Origin of the sequence: uncultured Clostridium sp. (assembly GCF_937920395.1) — a bacterium.
Classification (GTDB): Bacteria; Bacillota; Clostridia; order Clostridiales; family Clostridiaceae; genus Clostridium_AD.
In genome coordinates this window covers 1-9,473 of sequence record NZ_CALEVF010000358.1, presented here as the reverse complement: position 1 = coordinate 9,473, position 9,473 = coordinate 1, and the positions used below count along the sequence as shown (strand labels likewise).

Here is a 9,473-nt window from a genome sequence, read left to right as displayed (position 1 = left end):
CCACACTCTTTCCCTACACGACGCTCTTCCGATCTTTTTCAAAATCCAAATGCAACTTATAGTTGACAAAAATGTTATGTTTAATTGGTAGCAATATTGTTCTCTTATCAGTAAACTTAATTAGGGGTGATTAGAAATAAGAATGTAATTAAGGGAGGGGTATTTGAAACCCCAAAATTATTTGAGAAACTATTAACAAGTTTGTATATAATCCCTTTTATATACAAACTACTATCGCACTTAATTGACTATATTAATTGGATTACCAGAAATAAAAGCCTTTAAATTATTCACAGCGATGTCCATCAAGCGAGCACGACTCTCTTTTGGTGCCCACGCAATGTGCGGCGTCAAAATAGCATTATCACAACCCAAGAGTAAGTTATCAGGTTTAATTGGCTCGGTGGAAACTACGTCGGAACACGTAGCATATACTTTACCTGATTTTAAGCTAATAGCAAGATCTTCTTCCACAATTAGACCACCACGTGAGGTGTTTATAATAATGACACCATCCTTCATCTTCGAAATGCTTTCCTTGTTAATAATACCCTGCGTAGATGGGAATAAGGGACAGTGCAATGATATTACATCAGAATTTGCTAACAGTTCATCGAGTGAAACATATCTTTGGTTTTCATTTTCTAATGTTTTATTCTGATACTCATCATAGGCTATAACCTTCATTCCAAATGCCTCTGCTATCTTAGCAGTTCTCTTGCCAATACGTCCAAATCCTATAATGCCCATTGTTTTGCCTGCCAACTCAATCAATGGATAATCCCAAAAGCACCGGGATTCTCCTTATATCCATCAAGTATTACAATTTTCATGATAATTTCTCCCCTCATACTAATTTATATATATTATAGTATATATTTACTTACTTATCAAAAATTATATAATATATTTTCTATACAAACTATTGTCGTGCTTGCTTTAGCTAGTAAGAGGATATGGTTTCTAATGCATCAAACATCTTTGATAAATCACCCAGTGCATCCTTTACTAAATATAAAAAATATACCAATGCTTACTTATAACAATTTATTTGAATTAAAAAGTTATATTTTATTATGCTTTTTAATATACATTATATAAAATAAATAAAATAGGCGGTGTATTCGAGGTGGCAGTAATCGAAATTAAGAAAGAGACTCCTAATAATATTAATGAGTTAGTTAAAATGGCAGATGATAAAACTAATTGGAGAAAAAGACTTGAAGCAGTAAATGAACTTAAAAATTGGAAATGTCAAAAATCGCGAGATGTATTAACAAGATTAGCAATGCATGATTTAGTATTTAAAGTTAAAGAGGAAGCTCTCCGGGCAACTCAATCCTTAGGCATAACTAAGAATGGTAAACGTTTGAAACTCGGTAAACCAAAGGTTCATTTAATTAAAGACATAAATAAAAAACTATATAATGTAGATAGTGTAATCACGGATAGTTTTGAAATAACTAAGTTTAAAGAGAAATTTAAACAACTTTATCCTGAACCATATGATGTATATGAGGGCGATAAAGGAAACAGTTTTGATGAATGGATTTTAAGTGTTTTAAAAAACAAACCCAAAAGCAAGCCTGCAAACAAATAATTATTATCTAGAATATTTACCATAAAAGTATTTCATATGTTTATATAACAACTGCCGTGAAGTTATTTTTCACAGCAGTTTATTTTTATCCATAATTATTCTTCTCCCCCAAATAATTTTTTTCATTTATAAATCTATAAATTTATTTGTTTTGTTATCACTATCATAATTTTGTTTTATTTTTAATAAATATGTTAAAATATAAGAAATCAGTATATAAAAGGAGTAACCTAACGATGAAAAAAATTAAATTGTTTCAACATGGTTCAATAGGGACCTTAATGACCGGATTATTTGAAGGCAGCCTATCAATTAACGAATTATTAAAACATGGAGATATGGGTATTGGAACTTTTGACGAATTAAATGGAGAACTTATTGTTCTTGATGGTAAAGCTTATCAATCACGTCAAGATGGTATCTTCTCTATTGCTAGCGATCATCAAAAAGTTGCTTATGCCCTGGTTGGTAGCTTTCAAGAAGATGAGACAATTACCTTTAATAATAAATTATCTTCAGATAAGGTAAAAGAAAAAATGCTAACACATTTGGACAGTAGAAATACTTTTTCCATGTTTCGCATTGATGGAGAATTTGAAAATGTTCATGTTAGGACAGTTATTAAACAAGAAAAACCTTATCCGAGATTAATTAATGCAACTAAAGATCAACTAGAATTTAATATTGATAAATGCAAGGGTACTATTGTTGGTTTCTACATTCCAGAATTGTACTTAGGAGTATCAGGGTCAGGCTTTCATCTACACTTTATTAATGATGAAAAAAATTTGGGCGGGCACTTATTAAATTTTACATTGAACTATGGAAAGATAAAATGCCAGGTAGCAGAAAATATTGATCTCCATTTTCCTTTAAATGATTCTAATTTCATGAAAAACAAATTTGATTATGGAAATTTAAAAGATGAATTTTCTTCCTCAGAAAAATAAATTTTATTGTGAATAATAGAGGGCTATAATATCAAGATTAAAAAATCATAATCAGGCAATTTATTTAACCAAAAAAGTGAAAAGAGAGTTTAAATTAAACTCTCTCAATTACACTCTACCTTCACTGAACTGTTATACAAGTATCATATTTGTGAAGGATTTTTAACCAGTCCATACTGGTAATTATAAATTTCATAATAATTGTTTGCTGCATGTATTCTTACATTACTTAAAATATTCTATATTATGATTCTAAGTCAATATTGAAATATTAGATTGTTATCGTTATCATTATGAAAGTATAACGCTTTATTAGTTGGATCATTTCCACTTAGTGCTGAATATGCAGCCTTAAGCGCACTTGGTTGTACAGTTTTATTGATGCTTCCATTTGTTACAGGAGTAAATTGAGACTTTTGATAAATTACAGCCCTAATTGAATTTGGAAATAGGTTGCTTTTAACCCTATTTAAAACTACAGCGCCTACAGAAACTTGATCATTGTAAGAGGTCCCTCCTGCCTCGGCAGTTATTATTCTAGCTAGTAAGTTCACATCACTTGATGTATAATTTTTTGACCTTGGTGAGAGTTTCTTTACAGTAGTCTTAGTCGCTACTGAATGTTTTGGTTGTTTCACAGTAGCTTTAATTGCTACTGAATGTTTTGGTTGTTTCACAGTAGCTTTAATTGCTACTGAATGTTTTGGTTGTTTCACAGTAGATGTAGTTGCTACTGAAAGATTAAGAATTTGCCCTGGTAAAATAGAATCATTCCATTTGTTATTAGATTTCCTTAAATTATTTAATGATAATCCATGATTTTGTGCTATTACAGATAAACAATCCCCACTTTTTACAGTATAGTTTTTAAGTGAAACACTATTCTTTGACATTTGCTTTGTAGTAAGACCACTTATTATTGAAACATCAAGAAATTGCCCTGGGAAAATTAAATCACTCCATTTATTATTAGCTTTCCTTAAATTATTTAATGATTCTCCATGATTTTGTGCTATTACAGATAAACAATCCCCACTTTTTATAGTATATGTTTTATTTAATGTAGCTGCAAATAGGTTTGTTGATGTAATTAAGGTGATACAGATTGCTAACACCAATGTTAAGAAAACAGATTTGAAACCTATAAATTTAGTCATTATTTTCCCTCCTTGTGCTTCCCAGGTTAATTGAGGGGTTAGGGTAAAGGTACCCTTCTTTCTATAAAGCTTCACCCCAAAATTAAATCTCTGGTACTTCTTTTGGAAGATTCAGCTATTGGCAATACAGATACACTAACTATTATATGAACTTTTATATTCATTATGCTAAAAAAGAAGAAGTTTTGCCCCTACTTGAACTTAAATTAAATGAAGAAGTATCTAAATATCTAGAAGATAAAAACATATTTAAACTACATACTGTACTAAACAAATCGAAGGAGGAGTTTTATGATATTTAAGTTGGTTGAACCAAAACTTGAAATGGAAAAAGAATATAATAATTATATAGTTGAATGGGAAAAATCAGGGGAAAAAATAATTCCATATGCATCGAGGAAAAGTATTGTAAATTATGAAGATTTAATTAATTGTTGGAAGATCCAAACAACCAATAAATCATATGAAGATGGCTTTGTTCCAGCATCTCTATATTTTCTAATTGATGAAAATATGAGAATTTATGGTGCATTACATATCAGACATGAATTAAATGATTTTTTACTAAATTATGGAGGACATATAGGCTATGGAATAAGGCCTACTGAACGTAAAAAGGGCTATGCTACGAAGATGCTTTCACTATCATTATCATTAGTGAAACAGTTAGGTATTAAGAAAGTACTGGTTACTTGTGACAAAACAAATATAGCTTCAGCAAAAACTATATTAAATAATGGCGGAGTATTTGAGAATGACGTTATTGAAGATGGAGAAGTAACTCAAAGATATTGGATAACTATCTAATTATAAAGTGTTTCTATCTGATAAAACAGAAGAAAGATATTATTCAGATAACCTTTCTTCTTGATAATATACATTATAAAAAAACAAAAGGCACTCTTTAAAAGAATGCCTTTTGCTTTTTTACTCTCTCTTACTCACTTTTGTAGTTTATTGTCAAATAAATATGTTTAGCTTTAGTGTATCTTGCTTATTTAAAGACATCGCCTTCACATTTAGTTGGAATGGAATCTTTTAAATTTAATTAAATTTCATTGCATTTTAACTTAAATTTAACTCCCTACACTTCAGTGATTTAAGTCACTTATTAGCTATTAATATTATTTTTTCAATTAAATTCTTATTTAGTTTTATAAAATTTTAATCTACATTTTAACAACAATATAACTCAAGTAAGGCAAGAAAGAATGTAATAATGAAGTATCATTAACCAACAAATATAAACGACATATTATAGAACAGCAATGATATGTTTCATTGCAAAAGTGAGAGATGTAATTTGAACACAACAGGCTTACAAATCCAAAGAAAAATTGCTGGAACAATAAGTCCAAATGATAATGTAATATTTGACACGTTATTAAATAGTAAAGGATCTGTATTTTATGATTCCTTAACTGGTCAAATAGTAATAAATAAAAACGGAATGTATTTTATCAACTGGTCTGTATCAACTCAGTCATCGTTAGGATCTAACAATCTAATTTTTTCAATTCAATCATCTAATGGGGATGATTTGATAGGTAACTCCTCTATTAACACTGGTGAGGTTATAGGTTTTGATATTATACAAGTTGATTCTGCTCCAATAGCATTAAGTTTAATTAATAAAACTTCTAATGATATAGTTTATTCCACCTTGGTACCAATTGTAGCAAATTTAGTGTTATTTGAGACACCAGAATGTACAGTAAATACTAGTGCAAGTGGAGCTACAGGTATAACAGGTTCTACAGGAATTACTGGTGCTACTTGGATAACCGGAATTACTGAAGCTACATTAATGCTATAGACACTATCTTGTCTTGATGTAAGCCCTGCTTTTGTGCTTATCCCTAACCTAATTGTTGTTGCTTTTACTGCCTTTACAGTATTGGTATTGTACATTCCACATATATATGCCATTGTATATACACTTATACCCATCATCAAATGTTATTACTACTGGTTTATTGGGTAACGCAGCTCCCTTCGTTACATTAGCACCAAGCTGTTCCATAGTTATTGTGTTATATCTATGCGTTTTTAGATAATTAATTTGTGATCTAAATGCTTCTTTACCTATTATTAATCCCTCTGTCTTAGCGAATAAAACAGATATAACTTAAGACCTAATTTCCCTTTCTAATTATATATAATATTGAGGTTGTATCAAGTTTAGTATAAATGTCAAAAATAATTCAATAATTGCATTTACCATTAGGGAAAGGGAAAATAGTAATAATGTTTTAAAAATATAAATTAAAGGTAAGTCCAAAATTTTGGACTTACCTTTATAATTGTTATATTATAAACTACTCACTAAATAGTATATTTAGCCAAATATAACATTTTAATAAGACTTAATTAATAGAAAATATAAGAATATTATTTAATATAGTGCTTTTTATTTTTAAAGCTATCTACTTCTAATAAATCATATGGGTGTGTTTTTAGTGCATCGGCTAGATTTTCTACAGTTTTTAATGTTGGGCTTTCGTGCCCTCTCTCTAACTCACTAATATGACTTTGAGATATACTCGCTATAAATGCTAATCTCTTTTGTGTCAAACCTTTGTGCTTCCTAGCTTCTTGTAGTTTAAGTGTAAATTTATACATATGACAATGGCACATCCTTTCTTCTCTTAAAACGTATTAAATATTTACATTTTTTTGGGAAAGTTTGTAAAAAATAGCCAATAACGATAGATAGAACTGTTATAATCATAACATATTCAATTATGGTTATCTATAATAAAACAAAAATAGACTAAAGGATAAATTTAAATATAGAAAAAGGAGATATTCATTATGAAAGATATAATGCCAGTTATAAATTTAATTACAAAAAAAAATGATTTAGAAATAGAAACGAATGAAAGAATTATACAACTTGAAGGAGAATTAAAATTTACCAAGGAATGCCTCCAAATATCAAAGGAATTCCAGAGTTCTTACAATGAAGAATTACTTAGTACACATGAAGAATACCAATCAGTAAATAATGAGTTACAAGAGATTAACACGCAGTGTCAATATAAGAATAAAGAATTGGATGATTTATACAATGATATGACAAACTATTTAAACAGTTCTGAGATTGGGATTATTTTCCTAGATGAAAATCTTTGTGTAAGAAAGTTTACACCAAGCGTAATTAAAGAGATACCCCTTATAACTCAAGATATTGGACGCCCGATGCATCATATATCTAATAATTTGATTAACGATGACTTAAATATAGGTGCAAGGGAAGTATTAAACAGTCATATTTCGTCCGAGAAGGAAGTTCAAAGTAAAAATGGAAAATGGTATTTATTCAAATGTGCACCATGCTTTACATTTGAAAATTCAATTAAAGGTGTCGTCTTGTCTCTTGTTGATATAACAAACATAAAATTAGTAATATAAAAAAAGAAGTCATACATATTGAGTATGACTTCTACAGAGGAGCTTATATAATGGAAGAATCAAAGATAAACATAATCATCGCTGATGACAACAAAGAATTTTGTAACATTCTTAATGATTATCTATTAGTGCAAAAGGATATCGTCGTTATTGGCTTCGCAGCGAATGGAGTAGAAGCATTAAAACTGATTAAAGAAAAAAAACCTGATTTAGTAGTACTTGATATAATTATGCCTATTCTTGATGGTTTGGGAGTTCTAGAGAGACTAAATACAATAGATTTAGACCCATTACCTCGTATTATAGTTTTATCAGCAGTTGGCCAGGAAAATATAAGCAGAAGAGCCATATCACTAGGAGCAGATTATTATGTTGTAAAACCTTTTGACATGGAAGTATTAGTTAAAAGGATAAGGCAGATAGTAGGTTACATTACAGATAGTGATGATGTAAAAAAAGCAATTACTTATGTTGATAATACTGAAACTAAAATTAATAAAAATCAATTAGTTGATGATATTTTAATTGCTCAAATAACTAATATTATGCATGAAATTGGAATACCTGCTCATATAAAAGGTTACATGTTTGCAAGGGAAGCAATAATCATGGTAGTGAATGATATTAGACTTTTATCAGGAATAACAAAAGAATTATATCCATTAATAGGCGAAAAGTATAATACTACTGCTACTAGAGTAGAAAGAGCAATAAGACATGCAATAGATGTTGCATGGAGTAGAAGACAAGTAGACACTATTAATAAGATTTTCGGTTATACAATTAATAATGAAAAAGGCAAACCTACTAATTCAGAATTTATAGCCATGGTAGCTGATAAGTTAAGACTACAAAATAAAATTAGTTAATTTTATTTAAAGTCCTAATCAATAGATCTTATATTCTCCAATGATTAGGGCTTATTTCATGATAAATATATATTTAAGTAGAAGAAAAAAAACAAACTCTAGTATTTAAACTAAAAGTTTGTCTTTTAATAATATTAACTAACTTGTTTGTTTGCTAAGAATCTTAAGTTCATCTTCAATATAATTATTTATAATTTGTAATGCATTTTGATTAATATATTTGATATTAACCAAATCTTTATCATCTATAACAATATCATTTTTCCATACACTATATAAATCTATTTTTATAAAGTTAAAATATTCCTCATTCTTGTTGTATAATTCTTGTAAATCCTCATCATTAGGGAAAGCCCTAGCTTCAGTAACATTATTTAAATCATACTCTTTTCTTTTGTTTTTAAAATTAAAAATTTCATATTTTCAATAAACTTGAACTAAAAGAAATTTCAAATATATAAAGGAAAATTTAGCATTTTATGGTATAGTAGAAACAAATAGTACATGCTGGTTAGCACTATAGGAAGAACGACTTCCAATGTAAAAAAGTATATTAAATTTAGGTACTAACTTATATGTACTAGACTAAATAACAAAGGAGCATAACCTATGGTAGATTCAATTGTAGCATGCAAAAAAGATTTTAATTATCACCATGGAAGTGGATTAAATCTTGCAATCTCTAAGGGCGATACAGCAAAAATATTCATCTATGGAAAAAATATTGTTAGTATTGACATGTTATCTTGTGTAGATAGCCAATCAGATGGTTATAGATTAACATTTTTACCGCAAGAATACACTGAAATCTTCTAGGTAATTATATTGCAATGGGAGGTTTATTAATAGCCTCCTTGTTGCTACCACTAAAAAATCCAAATATGAATAAAACAAATGCAATAAATGCTAAAATTAAATTTGGAAAGATATACACCCACATTCTTGTTATTAAAAATATTATTGTAAGGTTGTCTCTAGTATAATAAACAAATCATAAGGGAATAATTTTAAAGCTACTATTACTTTGAAAGGAATGATGACCTTATGATGTTTAATAAAGTTGAGGTAAGTGGTGTAAATACTTCGAAGTTACCTAAATTAAAAGAAAAAGAAATGAAAGAGTTACTATATAGAATACAAAATGGAGAACCAGAATGTAGAAAAGAATTTATTGAAGCAAACTTAAGATTGGTTTTAAGTGTGATAAAGCGATTTAATAGCAGAGGAGAAAATGTAGATGATTTATTTCAAGTAGGTTGTATTGGGCTAATGAAGTCCATTGATAATTTTAATTTAAGCTTAAATGTTAGGTTTTCAACCTATGCAGTTCCTATGATTATCGGCGAGATAAGAAGATACTTAAGAGATAATAATTCTATAAGAGTTAGCAGGTCTTTAAGGGATACAGCATATAAAGCATTACAAGTAAGAGATAGATGGATGAAAGAGTACGATAAAGAGCCTTCTGTAACTGAAATAGCAA

At 28.9% G+C, this 9,473-nt stretch carries 12 protein-coding genes, 1 pseudogene and 1 riboswitch; of the genes and pseudogenes, 9 read left to right on the top strand and 4 right to left on the bottom strand.

From position 1 onward, the window contains the following. Positions 1-240: 240 nt before the first annotated feature. A pseudogene (locus Q0649_RS20980) lies at positions 241-792 on the bottom strand (NAD(P)-dependent oxidoreductase); the annotation flags it as partial. A 337-nt stretch (positions 793-1,129) separates the two neighbouring features. On the opposite strand from Q0649_RS20980, the gene Q0649_RS20975 reads away from it, so the two are divergent. Continuing rightward, on the top strand, positions 1,130-1,600 hold the full coding sequence (locus Q0649_RS20975) for a HEAT repeat domain-containing protein (RefSeq protein ID WP_298846453.1): 471 nt from the start codon (positions 1,130-1,132) through the stop codon (positions 1,598-1,600). Between the two features lie 236 nt (positions 1,601-1,836). After that, the gene (gene budA / locus Q0649_RS20970; protein WP_298846451.1) at positions 1,837-2,550 is read left to right on the top strand and encodes an acetolactate decarboxylase; all 714 of its coding nucleotides are present in this window, start codon (positions 1,837-1,839) and stop codon (positions 2,548-2,550) included. A 257-nt stretch (positions 2,551-2,807) separates the two neighbouring features. On the opposite strand, the gene Q0649_RS20965 is transcribed toward budA, so the two are convergent. Then, positions 2,808-3,707: a cell wall hydrolase gene (locus Q0649_RS20965; protein ID WP_298846448.1), complete on the bottom strand. Its 900-nt coding sequence runs from the start codon at positions 3,705-3,707 to the stop codon at positions 2,808-2,810. Position 3,708: 1 nt separating this feature from the next. Beyond that, positions 3,709-3,834, bottom strand: a riboswitch (cyclic di-AMP (ydaO/yuaA leader). 19 nt (positions 3,835-3,853) lie between these two features. On the opposite strand from Q0649_RS20965, the gene Q0649_RS20960 reads away from it, so the two are divergent. The 3 genes from Q0649_RS20960 to Q0649_RS20950 all read left to right on the top strand — a co-directional run bounded on the left by Q0649_RS20960 (position 3,854) and on the right by Q0649_RS20950 (position 5,523). Further along, on the top strand, positions 3,854-4,009 hold the full coding sequence (locus Q0649_RS20960; protein WP_298846445.1) for a hypothetical protein: 156 nt from the start codon (positions 3,854-3,856) through the stop codon (positions 4,007-4,009). Further along, positions 3,999-4,514, top strand: coding sequence for a GNAT family N-acetyltransferase (locus Q0649_RS20955; protein ID WP_298846442.1), 516 nt, complete (start codon positions 3,999-4,001; stop codon positions 4,512-4,514). The genes Q0649_RS20960 and Q0649_RS20955 overlap by 11 nt, the downstream gene beginning before the upstream one ends. 496 nt (positions 4,515-5,010) lie before the next feature. Next, the gene (locus Q0649_RS20950) at positions 5,011-5,523 is read left to right on the top strand and encodes a hypothetical protein (RefSeq protein ID WP_298846440.1); all 513 of its coding nucleotides are present in this window, start codon (positions 5,011-5,013) and stop codon (positions 5,521-5,523) included. A gap of 48 nt (positions 5,524-5,571) precedes the next feature. Here the strand turns inward: Q0649_RS20950 and Q0649_RS20945 are convergent, their stop codons facing one another. Then, positions 5,572-5,730 (bottom strand): hypothetical protein, encoded by a 159-nt coding sequence (locus tag Q0649_RS20945; protein ID WP_298846437.1) that lies wholly within the window; start codon positions 5,728-5,730, stop codon positions 5,572-5,574. Between the two features lie 368 nt (positions 5,731-6,098). Continuing rightward, positions 6,099-6,329, bottom strand: a complete 231-nt coding sequence (locus Q0649_RS20940) for a helix-turn-helix domain-containing protein (RefSeq protein WP_298846434.1) — start codon at positions 6,327-6,329, stop codon at positions 6,099-6,101. Positions 6,330-6,521: 192 nt separating this feature from the next. Between Q0649_RS20940 and Q0649_RS20935 the strand changes: the two genes are divergently transcribed. The 4 genes from Q0649_RS20935 to Q0649_RS20920 form a co-directional block, all read left to right on the top strand. Further along, a complete protein-coding gene (locus Q0649_RS20935; protein ID WP_298846430.1) occupies positions 6,522-7,121 on the top strand; it encodes a PAS domain-containing protein in 600 nt (199 codons plus the stop codon). Positions 7,122-7,171: 50 nt separating this feature from the next. Beyond that, complete coding sequence (gene spo0A / locus Q0649_RS20930) at positions 7,172-7,990, top strand: sporulation transcription factor Spo0A (protein WP_298846427.1); 819 nt, start codon at positions 7,172-7,174, stop codon at positions 7,988-7,990. Positions 7,991-8,599: 609 nt separating this feature from the next. Continuing rightward, a complete protein-coding gene (locus Q0649_RS20925; RefSeq protein WP_298846423.1) occupies positions 8,600-8,806 on the top strand; it encodes a hypothetical protein in 207 nt (68 codons plus the stop codon). A 228-nt stretch (positions 8,807-9,034) separates the two neighbouring features. After that, positions 9,035-9,473: sigma-70 family RNA polymerase sigma factor (locus Q0649_RS20920; protein ID WP_298846421.1), on the top strand; the 439-nt coding region annotated here is incomplete at its 3' end.

Excerpts from the sequence above, each read along its gene's own strand:
- budA (WP_298846451.1), top strand. The coding sequence starts at position 1,837 with ATGAAAAAAATTAAATTGTTTCAACATGGTTCAATAGGGACCTTAATG.
- Q0649_RS20965 (WP_298846448.1), bottom strand. The coding sequence starts at position 3,707 with ATGACTAAATTTATAGGTTTCAAATCTGTTTTCTTAACATTGGTGTTA.
- Q0649_RS20960 (WP_298846445.1), top strand. The coding sequence starts at position 3,854 with ATGAACTTTTATATTCATTATGCTAAAAAAGAAGAAGTTTTGCCCCTA.
- Q0649_RS20955 (WP_298846442.1), top strand. The coding sequence starts at position 3,999 with ATGATATTTAAGTTGGTTGAACCAAAACTTGAAATGGAAAAAGAATAT.
- Q0649_RS20945 (WP_298846437.1), bottom strand. The coding sequence starts at position 5,730 with ATGGAACAGCTTGGTGCTAATGTAACGAAGGGAGCTGCGTTACCCAAT.
- Q0649_RS20940 (WP_298846434.1), bottom strand. The coding sequence starts at position 6,329 with ATGTATAAATTTACACTTAAACTACAAGAAGCTAGGAAGCACAAAGGT.
- Q0649_RS20935 (WP_298846430.1), top strand. The coding sequence starts at position 6,522 with ATGAAAGATATAATGCCAGTTATAAATTTAATTACAAAAAAAAATGAT.
- spo0A (WP_298846427.1), top strand. The coding sequence starts at position 7,172 with ATGGAAGAATCAAAGATAAACATAATCATCGCTGATGACAACAAAGAA.
- Q0649_RS20925 (WP_298846423.1), top strand. The coding sequence starts at position 8,600 with ATGGTAGATTCAATTGTAGCATGCAAAAAAGATTTTAATTATCACCAT.